Genomic DNA, 18412 nt, shown 5'->3' on the forward strand with positions numbered 1-18412 from the left:
AAATTAAGTACTTAATCTCAGATTCCAACATCACTATCATGGCTGAGAAAGCGTGTGGTTTCATAATAGAAACTTCCGCCGATTATCCAAGCACCCATAGTGACTTCTAACACAACTTTGACTATGTAACATTGGCGTAATTTTTAAACAAAACACACTAAGTTAACGATATGCAGCTCTGACAAACTTATTGAGGTAGATGCTGCTGCGCATACCCCACTATCGCATGTGAGATTTCTTGTAGTACCCCAGTTTCTAACTGCCAGTGGTGCCAATAAATCCGATGGGACATTAAAAAACCTGGAGTCACATCAACCAACACACCTCTGTCTAATTCGTCGGTAATTTGCAAGCGGGGGATCAAGCAATAAGCTACACCAGCTAACGCCACTTTTAGAAACGCTTCAGAACTACTGATGTTGTGATGAATAACGCTGTCAGGATTGACGTTAAAGTGCTCGGTAAGAAATGTTTTATGTAGATCATCATATTGGTCATATGAAACGGCCGGTGCTTTTGCCAATGTCTGATTATTTACGCCTTTAGAAAAATAACGCTGATAGAACTCTGGGCTCGCGACACAAACATAATCGATGCGACCTAAATAGTCTGAGCTGCATCCGGGGATTGGCTGGGACTCCAAGCTGATCGCTCCTGTCACTTCGCCACTTTTGAGTTTTTCAATAGAGCGGTATTCACCATAGATAGTCAGTTTTAGTTCAACTTGACGCTGCTTCATAACATTTTGCAGCGCTGGCAGTAGCCATGTTGCAAGGCTATCTGCATTAGTCGCTAAAGAGAGTTGCACAGGTCGCGTACTGGTATCATTTTTTAGTTCGGGGAGAATTTCATGCTCTAGCAAGCGTACTCGCCGATAAAGACCCAACAATTTTTTACCAATTGGCGTTGGCTTAGGTGGCTGGCTTCGAATTAAAACAGGCTGCGCGAGAAACTTCTCTAACTGCTTGATACGTTGAGAAATGGCGGATTGAGAAACAAATAAATGCTCGGCAGCACGCTCAAAGCTACCCTGATAAACTATAGCGTCTAATGCCTCAATCCATTTGTAATCTAACCCTCGCATACCTTTCCTCTCACTCTTGATCAAACGCCTCCCGTTAAATTAGCCTATCTAATGTAAGATTAAAATCATTAATTATACTTATTTAGATAAACGCTTTATCTTTCCCTTTTCTGTAAATGTATTTGTTATTTTGAAGTGAGGTGAAGTGTGAGCTTGTGGGTTCTATTGCAAGGTTTTGGTTTAGGAGCATCAATGATCATTCCGATCGGCGCGCAAAATGCGTATGTTTTGAATCAAGGCATAAAGCGTAACCACCACCTAACAACCGCCACTATTTGTAGCGTGCTAGATATGATTTTCATCTCTCTAGGTATTTTTGGTGGTGGTGCAATTCTGTCTCAAAATGAAATCTTACTGACGTCGGTGACACTTGGTGGTATTGCTTTCTTGAGCTTCTATGGACTGCTCTCGCTAAAAAGTGTTTTTAAGCCAGAGAGTGAATCGGAATCAAAAGGGGAGATCGTAGCTCGAGGTCGTCGAACGGTTATTCTAGGTGCGTTAGCCGTCACTGTGCTTAATCCGCACTTATATTTAGATACAGTCGTTATTCTAGGTTCGATCGGTGGACAATTTGAAGGCCATGATCGCATTGCTTTTGCACTAGGTACGATTATGGCTTCCTTTGTTTGGTTCTACACTTTATCGATAGGAGCCGCCAAACTAGGTCCAACACTCTCTAAACCAAAAGTGAAAAAAACCATCGACATTGCAATCGCAATGATGATGTTCACAATAGCGTATATCTTAGCGAGTGAGCTTATTGATAAGTATTGGTAATCATAAGGTAGTAAGGCAGCAAAGACATGGAGTCACTAAAACGTATTTATAACAACAATAGAGAGCGATTCAACGCGCTCTCTATTCCTTTTCGTGAATGGCAGCACGAAGCCATCTTAGACTTTGAGACAGATATACGCATTGCGAGAGAGCTTGGTTGGACGGGTACGCATACCAAAAGCCTCTTTTTAACACTCAAAGGACAAGGTTACGCAGTTTATCTGACAGATAAGGACTCGCGCCTCGATGCCAAGCAGATTAAAGCGATTACAGGTAAACGTCCCTCTATTTGTAATGACGATGAAATGGTCGAAGTGTTAGGTTGCGTACCCGGCGCGGTTTGCCCAATAGGCTTACCGGAATACATCACTATCATTGTTGATACCAATCTCTATCAACATCAAGAGTTGCTCTATACGCCTGGCTTACCTGAGTTCACATTTGGATTTGCAGGTAAACATCTAAAACGCCTCTTACTTGCTGGTCATCACACCCTTTACGAAGTATAAAAAAGCGAGGCCTATTGGCCTCGCTTTTGAATATCGACTGCTTTTGATTAAGCGTCGACTTTGTTCAGGTGAACATCCATTTGTGGGAATGGAATCTCGATACCATTTTCATCCAATGCTTCTTTAATACCTTGCATTGCATCAAAGTATACGCCCCAGTAATCTGCAGTTTTCACCCATGGACGAACCACAAAGTTAACTGAAGAGTCTGCTAACGTAAGTACACCAATTGTGATATCTGGGTCTTTCAAGATACGTGGATCTTTCTCTAGCGTCTCACGAATCACTTTCTTCGTTAGTTTAAGGTCTGCTTTGTATGAAACACCAATCACTAGGTCGACACGTCGTGTCGCATGGCGAGAGTAGTTAGTAATGGCACCGCCGATAACTGAAGAGTTAGGCACAACAACCATTTTGTTGTCTGGTGTTTTTAGAACTGTTTGGAAGATTTGAATTGCTTCAACACTACCCGCTACACCACCGATTTCTACGTAGTCGCCTGATTTGAATGGACGGAACGCAACAATAAGTACGCCTGCTGCAAAGTTTGATAGTGAACCTTGTAGTGCAAGACCAACAGCAAGACCTGCCGCACCAATCACAGCAACAACAGAAGCGGTTTGAACTCCTAATCGACCAAGAGCCGCGATTAGCACGATTACAAATAGCAAGTAACGAACAAGACCGTGAATAAATTCAACGACGGCCTTATCCATGTTTTTCTTTTCTAGTACTTTAGAAACACTACCAGCGACTGCCTTAACGATAAGATTACCGATAAACAGAATAAGCAGCGCAGAGATAATGTTCACACCGTACTGAACCAGTAGATCTGAATTGTTTGTCAGCCAAGTTTCAGCCTGAGTTAGACCATCAGTTAAAGTGGTATCGATACCCACCGATTCACCTGCCATAATTCTTATCCTCAAAAATAAAGAGATATAAATCCAATTGCCGTTAATTTATGAACCTTGTTTTTTAAAGGCTCTTTTCTAAAACAACATCCCTATTGCTCCACTGAACAGTGTCAGATTTTTGGCACAATATCCCAACTCTGACTTTTTTCAAAGTCAGAGTTTCGCAAAGATATGCAAAACAAGACTTTATCAGAGCTTTCTGACACTGACTTGTTACAGGTTACGCAATGCACTCTGATTTCGCCACTCTTAAGACTGATATTCCCATGTTTTCTTTAAAAAAACGTTAAAGGTGAGATATCTAACTAGCAAATACAACCTAACGCATAAAAATATCGGGAGAAAGCAGAGGGGAAGAAAATGATAGATATAAAAAAAACCCGCTCAAAGAGCGGGTTTTTAAGTAACTTAATCAGTAACGATTATAGTACGTCAACTGCGTTAAGGTCAGCAAATGCTTGCTCTAGACGAGTAACCATTGAAGCTTGGCCTGCACGTAGCCATACGCGTGGATCGTAGTACTTCTTGTTTGGTGCATCTTCACCAGTTGGGTTACCGATCTGACCTTGTAGGTAATCGTGGTTTTCAGCTTCGAACTTACGGATACCATCCCAAGTAGCCCACTGTGTATCAGTATCGATGTTCATTTTGATTACACCGTAGCCGATAGATTCACGGATTTCTTCTAGAGAAGAACCTGAACCACCGTGGAATACGAAGTTTAGAGAGTTCGCTGGAAGACCGAATTTCTCAGAAACGTGCGCTTGAGAATCACGTAGGATAGTTGGAGTTAGTACAACGTTACCTGGCTTGTATACGCCGTGTACGTTACCGAAAGATGCTGCGATAGTGAAACGGTGGCTGATTGCGCTTAGTTTCTCGTATGCGTATGCAACGTCTTCTGGAGAAGTGTATAGCTCAGACGCATCCATATCAGAGTTGTCAACGCCGTCTTCTTCACCACCAGTACAACCTAGTTCGATTTCTAGAGTCATGTTCATTTTAGCCATGCGCTCTAGGTACTTAGCAGAAATTTCGATGTTCTCTTCTAGAGACTCTTCAGAAAGGTCGATCATGTGAGAAGAGAATAGTGGCTTACCAGTTTGCGCGAAGTACTCTTCACCAGCGTCTAGTAGACCGTCGATCCAAGGAAGTAGTTTCTTAGCTGCGTGGTCAGTGTGTAGGATTACTGGAACACCGTAAGCTTCAGCTACAGCGTGAACGTATTTCGCACCAGCAACAGCACCTAGGATTTGAGCTTCTTGACCTTCAAGTTTTAGACCTTTACCAGCAAAGAAAGCAGCGCCACCGTTAGAGAACTGAACGATAACTGGAGCTTTAACTTTTGCAGCTGCTTCAAGTACTGCGTTTACAGAGTCAGTACCCACACAGTTTACTGCTGGAAGTGCAAAGCTGTTTTCTTTTGCAACTTCAAATACTTTCTGAACGTCATCGCCAGAGATAACACCTGGTTTTACGAAGTCGAAGATCTTAGACATGGATGTAATCCTATTTATCTGTCGTTTTTAAACAAAACTTGTTAAGTTGAAAATCTTGCAAACGTTTGCTCACAACTGAGGCTATTCTAGCAGAGTTCCTCACACGTTGCAGCAAACAAGAAAGCGGGAGAATCACTCCCCCGCTTTGCTTTAATTACTTAGCGCGTGCTTCTAGCATTTCTACTGCTGGAAGAACTTTACCTTCTACGAACTCAAGGAAAGCGCCGCCGCCAGTAGAGATGTAAGATACATCCGCTTTGATACCGAACTTGTCGATAGCCGCTAGCGTGTCACCACCACCAGCAACAGAGAAGCCTTCAGAAGCTGCGATAGCTTCAGAGATACCTTTAGTACCTGCTTCGAAGTTCTTGAATTCGAATACGCCTACTGGACCATTCCATAGGATAGTCTTAGCGTTTTTAAGGATTTCAGCTAGTTCAGCTGTTGAATCTGGACCAAGGTCGAAGATCATGTCGTCGTCTTGTACTTCAGAAACGTGCTTAATTTCAGCTTCTGCGTTCTCGTCGAATGCTTTCGCACATGCAACGTCAGTTGCTACTGGAATTGCACACTCGTCCATTAGCTTCTTAGCTGTTTCAACTAGGTCTGCTTCGTATAGAGACTTACCAACGTTGTGGCCAGCAGCTGCGATGAATGTGTTAGCAATACCACCACCAACAACGAGTTGGTCAGCGATTTTAGATAGAGACTCAAGAACCGTTAGCTTAGTAGAAACTTTTGAACCACCTACGATAGCAACCATTGGACGAGCTGGCTTGTCCATTGCTTTGCCTAGCGCTTCTAGTTCGTTCGCTAGTAGAGGACCAGCACATGCTACGTCTGCGTGCATACCAACGCCGTGAGTAGATGCTTGAGCACGGTGAGCCGTACCGAATGCGTCCATTACGAATACGTCACATAGTGCTGCGTATTTCTTAGATAGCTCTTCGTCGTTTTTCTTTTCGCCTTTGTTGAAGCGAACGTTTTCAAGAACAACAAGTTCACCCGCATTTAGCTCTAGGCCATCTAGGTAGTCTTTTGCTAGCTTCACTTCGCAATCTAGTGCGTCGTTTAGGTAGTTAACAACTGGTTGTAGAGAGAACTCTTCAGCGTATTCACCTTCAGTTGGGCGACCTAGGTGAGACGTAACCATTACTTTAGCGCCTGCTTCTAGGCAGTGCTTAATAGTTGGAAGAGATGCGATGATACGTGCATCCGAAGTTACTTTACCGTCTTTTACTGGCACGTTTAGGTCAGCACGGATAAATACACGTTTACCTGCAAGATCCAGGTCAGTCATCTTGATTACAGACATGATGTGTCCTCTCAAATATTTAATAATTAAAGTTTTTGAAAACTCGGCAACCCTGCCAAGCCTGTTAATTCTTCAAACTGGTTATAGATATGGAGATATTATGGATTTATTTCAAGGCTAGAAATAAAAATTCTCCATCACTTCTTCGTCATTACTGTTCCACTTGCGAAGAAGCTTGCATTGCTAAGGCAGTATCCAGCATCCGGTTAGCAAAGCCCCATTCGTTGTCGCACCAAACGAGCATTTTTACGAGTTGCCCGTTACTCACTCTAGTCTGGCTTCCATCCACAATCGCACTATGGGGGTCGTGGTTAAAGTCGATGGAAACGAGTGGCGATTCAGTATAGTCAACAATGTTACGTAATGTACACTGAGATGCGTTAACAATGGTTTGATTTACGTCATTAACTTTCACATTTGTACTAATTGTGACACTTAAATCCATTGCAGTGACGTTAACCGTTGGAACACGAACAGAAATTGCTTCGAATTTGTTGGAAAATTTCGGGAAGATCCTTTCAATCCCCTTATGCAACTTAGTGTCCACCGGAATAATAGATTGGCTTGCAGCACGGGTACGGCGTAAGTCGTTATGATACGCATCAATTACTTGTTGATCGTTCATGGACGAATGAATTGTGGTAATGGTGCCAGACTCTATGCCGAAGGCTTCGTCTAGTACTTTAATGATGGGAACGATACAGTTGGTGGTGCAAGAGCCATTGGAGACAACACGGTGCTCGTCTTTCAGAGTTTCGTGGTTCACGCCATAGATAATCGTATTATCTAGGTCGTTTGCGCCCGGGTGCGAAAACAGTACTTTCTTCGCGCCAGCTTCTATATGCGCTTGCCCATCCGCTTGCGAACCAAATACGCCAGTGCAATCCAAGACGATATCAACTTCTAAATCACGCCAAGGAAGTAATTCGATTTCGGAGAGATGGAGAATGCGAATGGAATCATATTCACCGCTGTCATGATGAACATGCAAATGTTCTTGGTCATGGGAAATTTTTTTACCAAAGCGACCATGACTGGTGTCATATTGCAGTAGGTGTGCCATCGCCTCTGGCTGTGCTAGTTCGTTTACCGCCACAACCTTGATCTGCTGGTGTTTTCCGCTTTCATACACCGCTCGCAGAACATTACGACCTATACGTCCAAATCCATTGATCGCAACCTTTAGCATTTATCCTTCGCCCTACCAAAAATTTCGTGTCACAGATACTACCTGATCAGGCTGACAAACGCACCTGTTGAATCAAAGTAAAGCAGGATTAAAAAAAGGTCGAGACTATGCTCGACCTTATTACAACGATAGATAATTAAAATGCGACGTCTAAACCTAACCAGTAGCGACGACCATCTTCAATATATCCGTATTCTTCGTAACTGATTTCCTCGTCCAGCAAGTTATAGATAGCGCCTTTAATACGAGTATTGTCGGTTAACTGGTATGTCACACCGGCGTCCACAAAGGTATAAGCTGGTTCTACAATACTGTTTCTTGATGGGCCAGTAACCGGATCCATTTCTTTACCTCGGTACGTGACTTTCGCCCAGCTCTCTAGATCTGTTGTCGTTTGCCAAGTCACATCCACATTAAACAGATGCTTTGGTAACTGCTGCAGCGGCATGCCTTTGTATTCACCTGTTTTTTGCTCTGAGTCGGTAAATGTGTAGCTCGAGCTAAGGTAAATGGTTTCCGTTAACGGCGATGCTAAGGTCGCTTCAATACCTTGTGTGACGGCTTCATCCACGTTAATACGGTACGTTGGATCTGCGCCCCATTGGTTTGGACCATCAGTACAGATAGTGTCTGGACAAACAACACGTGTGATCTTGTCTTTGAATTCGTTATGGAACGCTGTCAAAGAGACATCTAAGCCAGAATCACCTTGATACAAGACGCTGATTTCTTTGTTTAGCGACGTTTCAGGGTCAAGATCTGGGTTACCGTAGATATTACCGCCACCACTGACTTGCGCCCAGCCAGGAGTAATTTCACGTAATTGTGGAGAACGGAAACCTGTTGCCACACCGCCTTTCACCGTCCAAGACGGATCAACTCGCCATACACCGTAAACACGCGGACTAAAATGCGCGCCATAGTTTTCGTCATGATCTAGACGGCCGCCAAGCGTAACGCTAAACGGATCAGCGATTTTCCATTCATCTTCAATGAAAATAGCCCACTGCGTATTCGATGTTTCAGTCTTCGATGACGCTTTGTTGGAGGTGAAATCCTCAAGCTCTGCATGAGTGGCGTCCACACCCGTCGTCAACGTATGGTTTCCGATACCAGTCACCAAGCTCGATTTGAACGTGGTGTTGGTGATCGTCATCTCACGAGATTTGTTCTCGCTCTCTTCTCGCTGTAAGTAAGTATCTGAAATGCCAATCGAATCCCAATCACCGTTGTGGCTTACCGTTACGTAATTACGACGATATTCATTCAGTGAGTCTTCACACCCACCACGACACCCAGTGGTCGGCACTGAAAGGCCCACATTACCACGACGACTTTGTGCCGACGTGCCACCTTCTAATTGCACCGAGTGGCGATCATTAATCTGGTAAGTCAGTTTTGAAGAGATACTCTGCATATCTTTATCTTCATAACCGTATTCGATGTCATCTTCTTCTCTGGTTGTGTACTGACCATATACTTGGAGAGATAAATTTTCAGCCAACGGACCATTAACGAAAAAGTTCGCGCTCTGCTCTCCACCTGAACGGCTATTCTCTTGTAGTACCGTGCCCAGTTGAACATTACCCGTCCACTCTAACGCATCTTTTCGTGTGATGACGTTAATCACACCACCAATCGCATCAGAACCGTAAAGCGTCGACATTGGGCCGCGAATAACTTCGATTCGCTCAATCGCTTGAAGAGGAGGTAACCAACCTTGTTCGATACCGGGGCCGTCGCTATTTGGACGAGTTTCACGCGTGCTTTGACGTTTACCATCGACCAGTATCAAAGTGTATTTAGAACCCATACCACGGATACTAATGTCGGTAGTATCACCACCACCTGTCACGACAACACCTGGCACACTTTTTAGTGCATCAGTCACATCGCGGTAATAACGGGAGTCCAACTCCTCACGTGAAATAACACTAATACTTGCAGGCGCGTCCGCTTGAGATTGCTCGTAGCTTGATGCAGTTACAACCACTGTTTCCATTTTAGAAACTGCATCATTGGCAAAAACATGAGGGACACTGACGAAGGCTAAAATACCAGTTGCGGTAATAACTGGCAGTCTAAGAGTAGACATCTACATCTCCATAATTGATAATGATTATTATTTTCGGAAGTGAATTATTCACAAATAGAATGAGATGCATAGTGAGAGTTATGGAACGGTTCTTTCCATTTATGGAACTCGTACATAACGCAGTAAGGAGTAAAAGAAATATGCACGACTTAGCATCAATTAGAGCCTTTGATGCGCTCAATCAGCATAAAAGTTTGACAGCCGCTGCTAAAGCCCTTAATCAGCCAAAATCAACGCTAAGTCGTCGCTTGGCACAATTAGAAGAAGACTTCGGTCAGGCTCTAACCGCCAGACAAGGTAATCGATTAGTTCTGACAAGAGCTGGAGAAATCTTTGCCCACTACAGCCGCCAGATTCTTGAGTTAAGCGAAGAGAGTTATGATGCACTGCAAGGTTTAACGAACCAAGTTTCAGGGCCACTGCATATTGTTTGTCACACTGCCTTAGTTAGAAGCTGGCTCGGTGGCGTACTCAATCGTTTTCTTGCTGATAATCCCGATGTTAGAGTTCAACTTACCAGTGACTTTTCTGAGGCGCATCATGACCCAGATTTGTTCATCTGGCTCGGTGAACGTAAAGAGCTAGACTGGCGAAAAGAAGTGCTGGGGGTATTTCGCTATACGCCTTTTGCCTCTCCAAATTATCTAAAACAACATGGGCCTATACCGCACCCCAAAGAACTTGAAGCACATCCATGGATCGATTTTGGTTCAGTGCAAGAAAATGGATTGATGCTAGCACACCCTCAACACGGTGAGTTCTTTTTAGAGCCCTTTGTTAGTCGCTTATACAGCGACAACATAGCAATGCAAATAGACAGTATCGCGAATGGTCATGGTATTGGACTGCTGCCGACTTGGACAGCATGCGGCTATGAGAAACATCACCCAGGGCGAATCACACCTTGCTTAGAAGGTTGGCTTTCTGAGCCTATTTCCATTAACTGCTATACACCAGCAGGACGACCACCACTGCGCTTATCCGTACTTTTAGACTGCATTCACCAAAGCATTCCACAAGGTTGGAAAACCTGACAAAAATAAAAAGGCCATCATAATGATGGCCTTTCTAACTTTAGCGTTTAACAATCGTCGTTTACGTTCGACTGTTTAGACGGTCCTGCAATTACGCTAGCAATTCTTTTGCTGTGTTCACTACGTTTTCAGTCGTGAAGCCAAACATCTCGAATAGCTGACCAGCAGGTGCAGATTCACCGAATGTTGTCATACCGATGATGCGACCGTCGAAGCCTACGTACTTGTACCAGAAATCCGCAATGCCCGCTTCAATAGCGATACGTGCCGTTACGTCTGATGGCAGTACAGATTCACGGTAAGCAGCGTCTTGTTTGTCGAATGCGTCTGTTGATGGCATTGAAACAACGCGTACTTTCTTGCCTTCTGAAGCTAGTTGCTCAGCGGCTTTCACTGCAAGCTCAACCTCAGAACCTGTTGCGATAAGGATTAGCTCAGGCTTACCTTCGCTATCTTTCAGGATGTAAGCACCTTTCGCGATGTCTGCGACTTGTTCAGCAGTACGCTCTTGTTGCGCTAGGTTTTGACGAGAGAAGATAAGTGCAGTTGGTGCATCTTTACGTTCAATCGCTAGTTTCCATGCAACTGCAGACTCAACTTGGTCACATGGGCGCCATGTGCTCATGTTTGGAGTTACACGTAGAGACGCCATTTGCTCAACAGGTTGGTGAGTTGGGCCATCTTCGCCAAGACCGATCGAATCATGCGTGTAAACTTGGATGTTCTGAATTTTCATCAGCGCAGCCATACGCATTGCGTTACGAGCGTATTCCATGAACATTAGGAATGTTGCGCCGTAAGGAACGAAACCACCGTGCAATGCGATACCGTTGATGATAGCAGTCATACCGAATTCGCGTACACCGTAGTGGATGTAGTTGCCAGAGAAGTCCTCCGTTTCTAGAGACTTAGAACCAGACCACATGGTCAGGTTAGAAGGCGCTAGGTCAGCAGAACCACCCATAAACTCAGGAAGCATTTGACCAAACGCTTCTAGTGCATTTTGCGATGCTTTACGTGATGCAATGTTCGCTGGGTTTGCTTGAAGATCGGCAATGATTTGGTTCGCTTTTTCTTCCCATTGTGCAGGAAGTTCGCCGTTTAGACGACGTTTAAGCTCTGCCGCTTCAGCAGGGTAAGCTGCAGCGTATGCTTCGAATTTTTCATTCCAAGCTGCTTCTTTCGCGGCGCCCGCTTCTTTTGCATCCCACTCAGCGTAAACATCTGCCGGGATCTCAAATGGGCCGTACTCCCAACCTAGGTATTCGCGAGCCGCTTGGATTTCATCGTGACCTAGTGGTGCACCGTGACAGTCGTGCGAACCAGACTTGTTAGGAGAACCGAAACCGATAATTGTTTTGGTACAGATAAGCGTAGGACGTGGGTCCGCTTTTGCTGCTTCAATTGCTGCGTTGATCGCGTCTGAGTCGTGACCATCGACTGCTGGGATTACATGCCAGCCGTACGCTTCAAAACGCTTAGGTGTATCGTCAGAGAACCAGCCTTCAACATGACCGTCGATAGAAATGCCGTTGTCATCCCAGAACGCGATCAGTTTGCCTAGACCTAACGTCCCAGCAAGAGAGCATGCTTCATGCGAGATGCCTTCCATTAGACAGCCGTCACCCATGAACACATACGTAAAGTGGTCAACGATATCGTGACCTTCTTTGTTGAACTGTGCCGCTAGTGCTTTCTCTGCGATCGCCATACCAACAGCGTTAGTGATGCCTTGACCTAGAGGACCCGTTGTTGTCTCGATACCAGGCGCGTAGCCGTACTCTGGGTGACCTGGGGTTTTTGAGTGCAATTGACGGAAGTTTTTCAGATCGTCAATAGATAGCTCGTAACCGCTTAAGTGCAGTAGAGAGTAAATAAGCATTGACCCATGACCGTTTGACAGCACAAAGCGATCGCGGTCGGCCCACTCTGGGTTTGAAGGGTTATGGTTTAGGTGAGAGCGCCAAAGAACTTCAGCGATATCAGCCATACCCATTGGTGCGCCTGGGTGGCCTGAGTTAGCTTGTTGAACACCATCCATGCTTAGAGCACGAATTGCATTGGCAAGATGTTTACGAGACGACATGTCTGCTCCTGAGTACATTAAGCGAAACGAAAAGTAGGTCATAATTCTCTCAAAGCCCTGTTGGGTGTGCAAACGTTTTCCAATCCAAAACCTCACAAATATTGCACCTTTCGCGCCAAATCGTTCGAAGTTCTTAAAATTATCAATAAATCAGGCAAACGTTTGGTTATAACAAAAACCAAAAAAGAGCTTGTAATTCGAGCAATCAAATTTAGAATAGACGTCTAGATGTAGATACACCTACAAAAATTAGTATTAATTTGCGCTGGAGAGTTTATCATTCCCCAGTTTTAAACCAGATATAGTGGAGCTAACATGGCTAAGCACCTGTTTACTTCTGAGTCAGTATCAGAAGGTCATCCAGATAAAATTGCAGACCAGATTTCTGATGCGGTTCTTGACGCGATTCTAGAGCAAGATCCAAAGGCTCGTGTTGCATGTGAGACTTACGTTAAAACCGGTATGGTAATGGTGGGTGGTGAAATCACGACTTCAGCATGGGTAGACATCGAAGAGTTAACTCGTGAAACCGTTCGTGAAATCGGCTACGTACATTCAGATATGGGCTTTGACGCAGATTCTTGTGCGGTACTAAACACAATCGGTAAACAGTCGCCAGATATCAACCAAGGTGTTGATAAAGCTGACCCTAAAGAACAAGGTGCAGGCGACCAAGGCATCATGTTTGGTTACGCTTGTAACGAAACTGAAGTACTAATGCCAGCGCCAATTACTTACTCTCACCGTCTTGTTCAAAAGCAAGCAGAAGTTCGTAAAAACGGCACACTACCTTGGTTGCGTCCTGATGCAAAATCTCAGGTAACATTCCAATACGATCAAGGTAACATCGTTGGTATCGACGCGGTTGTTCTTTCAACTCAACACTGTGACTCAATCTCAACTTCAGACCTGCGTGAAGCGGTAATGGAAGAGATCATTAAGCCAGTGCTACCTTCTGAGTGGATCAACAAAGAAACAAACTTCTTCATTAACCCAACCGGTCGCTTCGTAATCGGTGGTCCTATGGGTGACTGTGGCCTAACTGGTCGTAAGATCATCGTAGATACCTACGGCGGCGCAGCTCGTCACGGTGGCGGTGCGTTTTCTGGTAAAGATCCATCAAAAGTTGACCGTAGTGCAGCATACGCAGCACGCTACGTAGCGAAAAACATCGTAGCGGCAGGCATGGCTGACCGTTGTGAGATCCAACTTTCTTACGCAATCGGTGTTGCTGATCCAACGTCTATCATGGTGGAAACGTTCGGTACTGAGAAAGTATCTCACGACATCATCATTGAAGCGGTTCGTCAATTCTTCGACCTACGTCCATACGGTCTACAAGAAATGCTTAACCTTCTTCAACCTATCTACAAGAAGACAGCGGCTTACGGTCACTTCGGTCGTGAAGAATTCCCGTGGGAAGCGACAGACAAAGCTGCACTTCTACGCGATTTCGCTGGCATCAAATAATCAAGCCAAGCAAGAATCAATCAAGCCCTCGCCTATGGCGGGGGCTTTTTATTTTCAGCAACTTTTATCCAGCCATTTCGGCTCATACCGCCCTGCCCCACAAAGCAGTCCTGTTTCTCCCTCATTTTTATACCGAATAAATTTTAAGCAATTATTTGTAAATTATCCCATCTCCGCCAATAGTTAAAATATTGTTAACTCCAATTTAAATAGAGACGTCGGATGCTGGCGACTGTGGAAGCAACACTTAAGTAAAGACATGAGTCAGGCATCTTTATGGCCGATACCAAACTAAGCCAATGCTCAGATGTAAACTTGAAAAAGTCGCTTCAAGTTTGACTGAACAAAAACCGCTGTCAGTTGGTATAAGCGGATAATGTGGGAATAAATCAAGGAGGAGTTATGCCTCGAACTGTTAATCCATCGGACTTCCACAACAAACGAAAGGAAGTGCCAGACAACGAATACGCCAGAACCATACCGTGCAATACGGTCAATCTTTCTGCACCTTTTCATTGGCTCGCATTAGGTCTGCATGATTTCGTGCGAATGCCGCTTATTAGTGCTTTCTATGGCATCTGTTTTATGGCTGCTGCGATAGGCATTGTTTTGCTCGTACAGTGGCAAGGCACACACTTAGTCGTCATGCCCAGTTTGATTGTTTACATGTTAATCGGTCCGTTTCTCGCGCTGGGCTTGTATGATGCCAGTTGGGAGAGAGAGCGCGGACACAAAGCAAGCTTGTTCCATTCAATGAAAGCGATCGGTCGTAACTCAACATCTCAATGGGCGTTCGCCGTGTTACTCGCAGTGTGTATGATATTTTGGATGCGCATTGCCGCTCTACTTCATGCACTCTACCCTTCTGTTCAAGGGGCACCTTTAAGTGAGTTCCTACCCTTCCTTGTCATCGGCTCTTTAGTTGGCTTTGTTTTGGCTTGTGTGGTGTTTAGCATTTCAGCCTTTTCTATTCCTCTCATGATGGAGCGTCGTGTAGACATGATGACCGCTGTATTTACCAGCTTTAATGCAGTGAAATCCAACATTCCAGCAATGATTGTTTGGGCAGCGATCATCTGTGGCGGTATTCTTATCGGCTTTGCGACCTACGGGATCGGAATGTTGTTTACCATGCCAATTCTAGGCTACGGTACATGGCACGCTTACCATGCCACCATCAAGAAAAAACACACACCATAATTAACTGATGCTATGATCTGGCCCTCGCAAATGCGGGGGCTTTTTTATTTAATTTATCGAGGTGAATTGTGGATATAGAACTCAGCTATAAAGCCAAGCAAGTGATGGCGGGCTGTATCGCGATGGCGGAACAAGCTTTCAAACGTTCTTTCCCGATTCCAACAATCACCTTCGACGTCCGTGGGAAAGCGGCAGGAAAAGCCTACCTTCAATTAAATCAAGTACGCCTAAACCCTGTTTTATTTCGCGAAAACACCCAAGCATTCTTAGATGAAGTCATTCCTCATGAAGTAGCACACCTGATTACTTATCAGGTTTACGGGCGAGTAAGGCCTCACGGTAAAGAATGGAAAGGCGTCATGGAAGCCGTATTTAACGTACCAGCCAAAACCACTCACAGCTTTGAAGTAAAATCCGTTCAAGGTAAAACCTTTGAGTATCGTTGTGGTTGTATGACCTACCCTCTATCGATTCGCCGTCATAATAAAGTGCTGCGCAAAGAGGCGACGTACTCTTGTCAAAAATGCCGCCAACCACTTAACTTCACCGGCATTCAATTATCGTAGCCCTTACCTCATAGTGTTACTTGCGTTCCCAAAATAAAGATCGAGTTGATCAAAACCTTCCCTTCGCCACTTATTGTTAACTTACTCATCACTAAAGCTATTTTATGCGTGTTATCATGAATAAAGTCATACTTTATAAAGACTTTTATCATGAAATACTTACTCTCTCTGTTGCTTATCGCGCTTTCTAGCACTGCGATTGCCGCGCCACCGAGCTCATTCTCTGCAGCCAAACGTGAGGCGGTCAAAATTTATCAAGACCATCCAACAAGCTTCTACTGTGGCTGTAACATTCAATGGCAAGGCAAGAAAGGCTTACCCGATTTAGCCTCTTGCGGTTACCAAGTCCGTAAACAAGAAAAACGGGCTGCACGAATCGAATGGGAGCACATTGTTCCTGCGTGGCAATTTGGCCACCAGCGTCAATGCTGGCAAGATGGCGGACGTAAAAACTGTAAGAAAAAAGACAAAACTTTTCGTTTGATGGAAGCAGACTTGCACAACCTAACTCCTGCTATTGGTGAAGTAAACGGTGACCGTTCGAACTACAACTTCAGCCAATGGAACGGGATGGATGGCGTGAGTTATGGTCGCTGTGAGATGCAAGTGAACTTTAAGCAGCGTAAAGTCATGCCACCAGACCGTGCGCGTGGCTCAATTGCTCGTACCTATCTATACATGAGCAAAGAGTACGGTTTCAAACTGTCGAAGCAGCAAACGCAATTAATGAGTGCTTGGAACAAAACCTATCCTGTCGATAAATGGGAATGTGAGCGTGACGAGCGCATTGCAAAAGTACAGGGCAATCACAACCCATTTGTTCAAGAAGCCTGCCGCGCACTGTAACCTCCGACCTCGAAGCGTTTCAATTACTGATATTGAAACGCTTCTTGCCCCTTGTTTTTTCGGTGCAAAGCATCCATGTTAGGGTTTAAGTTTATTCTCTTGCTGGAAATCTCATGCGTACCCCTCGAATTTATCATCCAGAAACCATTCATCAACTTGGCTCACTTGCTTTAAGTGACGACGCAGCAGGCCATATCGGTCGTGTTTTGCGCATGAAAGAAGGCCAAGACGTTCTCCTTTTTGACGGCAGTGGCGCAGAGTTTCCAGCGGTTATCAGTGAAGTCAGCAAGAAATCAGTTTTGGTTAACATCACCGAGCGTGTAGAAAGCAGTATTGAATCCCCTTTAGATCTGCACCTTGGCCAAGTCATTTCACGTGGCGATAAGATGGAGTTCACCATCCAAAAGTCTGTTGAACTTGGCGTCAATACCATCACTCCTCTGATTTCTGAACGTTGTGGTGTCAAGCTTGACCAAAAGCGTTTTGAGAAAAAACTCGCGCAATGGCAGAAAATCGCCATCAGTGCCTGTGAACAATGTGGGCGTAATGTCGTGCCCGAAATTCGTCCAATTATGAGCTTGGAAGAGTGGTGTAAAGAAGAGTACGATGGTTTAAAGCTTAACCTTCACCCTCGTGCTAAATACTCAATCAACACTTTGCCAACCCCGGTTGAAAAAGTGCGCCTACTGATCGGTCCTGAAGGCGGTTTATCGTCTGAAGAGATCGAGATGACTCGAGAATACCAATTTGAAGAAACGCTACTCGGCCCTCGCGTTCTGCGTACCGAAACAGCGGCTCTGACAGCAATTACAGCCTTACAAGTTCGTTTCGGCGATCTTGGTTAAACGGAGAAAAATAATGATCAAACTCGGTATCGTAATGGACCCAATCTCGTCCATTAACATCAAAAAAGACTCTAGCTTTGCCATGATGCTTGAAGCGCAACGACGCGGCTATGAAATCCACTACATGGAAATGAATGATCTGCATCTCGATCAAGGCGTTGCCATTGCAGATACTAAAGTGGTGGAACTAAAAGAAGATCCAAACGGTTGGTACGAGTTCAAATCAGAGCAAACTATCGAACTGTCTGAGCTAGACGCGGTGCTAATGCGTAAAGATCCTCCGTTTGATACTGAATACATCTACGCGACTTACATCCTTGAGCGTGCAGAAGAACAAGGTGCACTGATCGTTAACAAGCCTCAAAGCTTACGTGATTGTAACGAAAAGCTGTTTACAGCATGGTTCCCAGAGCTGACACCTACAACTATCGTGACGCGAAAAGCAGAGAAAATTAAAGAATTTCGTGAAAAACATGGTGATGTCATCCTGAAACCGCTTGATGGTATGGGTGGCGCGTCCATCTTCCGTGTGAAAGAAAACGATCCAAACGTCTCTGTGATCATCGAGACATTGACTAACCACGGTCAAAACTACGCAATGGCACAAACCTTCGTGCCAGACATCAGCAACGGTGACAAACGTATCCTAGTGGTAGATGGCGAACCTATGCCTTACTGTCTAGCACGCATTCCTGCTAAAGGCGAAACGCGCGGCAACCTAGCCGCTGGTGGTACTGGTGAAGCTCGTCCGCTAAGCGAAACCGACCTCAAAATTGCGCAAACCGTTGCTCCGACACTGAAAGAAAAAGGCCTTATCTTTGTTGGCCTTGACGTAATTGGCGACAAGCTAACAGAGATCAACGTCACCAGTCCAACCTGTATTCGCGAAATTGAAGCAGCTTTTGATATCTCAATCACAGGCAAGCTGATGGATGCGATTGAACGTCGAGTAAAAGGCGAATAACTCAAACTGTATTACA

Annotated in this window: 16 protein-coding genes; 9 read left to right on the plus strand and 7 right to left on the minus strand. The window is 44.8% G+C overall.

Going from position 1 to position 18412, the window contains the following annotated elements; genetic code table 11:
• Window positions 1-187: 187 nt before the first annotated feature.
• Complete coding sequence (locus tag N646_RS08170; RefSeq protein WP_017821633.1) at window positions 188-1084, minus strand: LysR family transcriptional regulator ArgP; 897 nt, start codon at window positions 1082-1084, stop codon at window positions 188-190.
• Window positions 1085-1231: 147 nt separating this feature from the next.
• Between N646_RS08170 and N646_RS08175 the strand changes: the two genes are divergently transcribed.
• Both N646_RS08175 and N646_RS08180 read left to right on the plus strand, forming a co-directional pair.
• Window positions 1232-1861, plus strand: coding sequence for a LysE/ArgO family amino acid transporter (locus N646_RS08175; protein WP_017821634.1), 630 nt, complete (start codon window positions 1232-1234; stop codon window positions 1859-1861).
• 26 nt (window positions 1862-1887) lie between these two features.
• Window positions 1888-2370, plus strand: coding sequence for a YbaK/EbsC family protein (locus tag N646_RS08180; protein ID WP_017633558.1), 483 nt, complete (start codon window positions 1888-1890; stop codon window positions 2368-2370).
• A 47-nt stretch (window positions 2371-2417) separates the two neighbouring features.
• On the opposite strand, the gene mscS is transcribed toward N646_RS08180, so the two are convergent.
• The 5 genes from mscS to N646_RS08205 all read right to left on the minus strand — a co-directional run bounded on the left by mscS (window position 2418) and on the right by N646_RS08205 (window position 9385).
• Window positions 2418-3284: a small-conductance mechanosensitive channel MscS gene (mscS, locus tag N646_RS08185; RefSeq protein WP_005380995.1), complete on the minus strand. Its 867-nt coding sequence runs from the start codon at window positions 3282-3284 to the stop codon at window positions 2418-2420.
• Window positions 3285-3709: 425 nt separating this feature from the next.
• Window positions 3710-4786 carry a class II fructose-bisphosphate aldolase gene (gene fbaA, locus N646_RS08190; protein ID WP_005380996.1) on the minus strand — a complete coding sequence of 359 codons (1077 nt, stop codon included), beginning with the start codon at window positions 4784-4786 and terminating at the stop codon, window positions 3710-3712.
• Window positions 4787-4940: 154 nt separating this feature from the next.
• A complete protein-coding gene (locus N646_RS08195) occupies window positions 4941-6101 on the minus strand; it encodes a phosphoglycerate kinase (protein WP_005384547.1) in 1161 nt (386 codons plus the stop codon).
• Window positions 6102-6252: 151 nt separating this feature from the next.
• Entirely contained in the window at window positions 6253-7290 is a 1038-nt protein-coding gene (gene epd, locus N646_RS08200; protein WP_005384545.1) for an erythrose-4-phosphate dehydrogenase, read from the minus strand.
• A 136-nt stretch (window positions 7291-7426) separates the two neighbouring features.
• Window positions 7427-9385, minus strand: a complete 1959-nt coding sequence (locus tag N646_RS08205) for a ligand-gated channel protein (RefSeq protein ID WP_021034033.1) — start codon at window positions 9383-9385, stop codon at window positions 7427-7429.
• Window positions 9386-9525: 140 nt separating this feature from the next.
• On the opposite strand from N646_RS08205, the gene N646_RS08210 reads away from it, so the two are divergent.
• Window positions 9526-10419, plus strand: a complete 894-nt coding sequence (locus N646_RS08210) for a LysR family transcriptional regulator (RefSeq protein ID WP_017633561.1) — start codon at window positions 9526-9528, stop codon at window positions 10417-10419.
• 91 nt (window positions 10420-10510) lie between these two features.
• On the opposite strand, the gene tkt is transcribed toward N646_RS08210, so the two are convergent.
• Window positions 10511-12505: a transketolase gene (gene tkt, locus N646_RS08215; RefSeq protein WP_017821888.1), complete on the minus strand. Its 1995-nt coding sequence runs from the start codon at window positions 12503-12505 to the stop codon at window positions 10511-10513.
• 315 nt (window positions 12506-12820) lie between these two features.
• Between tkt and metK the strand changes: the two genes are divergently transcribed.
• From metK to gshB, 6 genes are all read left to right on the plus strand, one after another.
• On the plus strand, window positions 12821-13975 hold the full coding sequence (gene metK, locus N646_RS08220; protein ID WP_005381027.1) for a methionine adenosyltransferase: 1155 nt from the start codon (window positions 12821-12823) through the stop codon (window positions 13973-13975).
• A 402-nt stretch (window positions 13976-14377) separates the two neighbouring features.
• Window positions 14378-15175 (plus strand): DUF2189 domain-containing protein, encoded by a 798-nt coding sequence (locus N646_RS08225; protein WP_005381026.1) that lies wholly within the window; start codon window positions 14378-14380, stop codon window positions 15173-15175.
• Between the two features lie 68 nt (window positions 15176-15243).
• Window positions 15244-15741 (plus strand): SprT family zinc-dependent metalloprotease, encoded by a 498-nt coding sequence (locus N646_RS08230; RefSeq protein WP_005381025.1) that lies wholly within the window; start codon window positions 15244-15246, stop codon window positions 15739-15741.
• 150 nt (window positions 15742-15891) lie between these two features.
• On the plus strand, window positions 15892-16587 hold the full coding sequence (gene endA, locus N646_RS08235) for a deoxyribonuclease I (RefSeq protein WP_017821889.1): 696 nt from the start codon (window positions 15892-15894) through the stop codon (window positions 16585-16587).
• A 113-nt stretch (window positions 16588-16700) separates the two neighbouring features.
• On the plus strand, window positions 16701-17432 hold the full coding sequence (gene rsmE, locus N646_RS08240) for a 16S rRNA (uracil(1498)-N(3))-methyltransferase (protein ID WP_017821890.1): 732 nt from the start codon (window positions 16701-16703) through the stop codon (window positions 17430-17432).
• 13 nt (window positions 17433-17445) lie between these two features.
• Entirely contained in the window at window positions 17446-18396 is a 951-nt protein-coding gene (gene gshB / locus N646_RS08245; RefSeq protein ID WP_005381021.1) for a glutathione synthase, read from the plus strand.
• Window positions 18397-18412: the final 16 nt, after the last annotated feature.

The organism is Vibrio alginolyticus NBRC 15630 = ATCC 17749, from assembly GCF_000354175.2.
In the GTDB taxonomy this organism is placed as follows: domain Bacteria; phylum Pseudomonadota; class Gammaproteobacteria; order Enterobacterales; family Vibrionaceae; genus Vibrio; species Vibrio alginolyticus.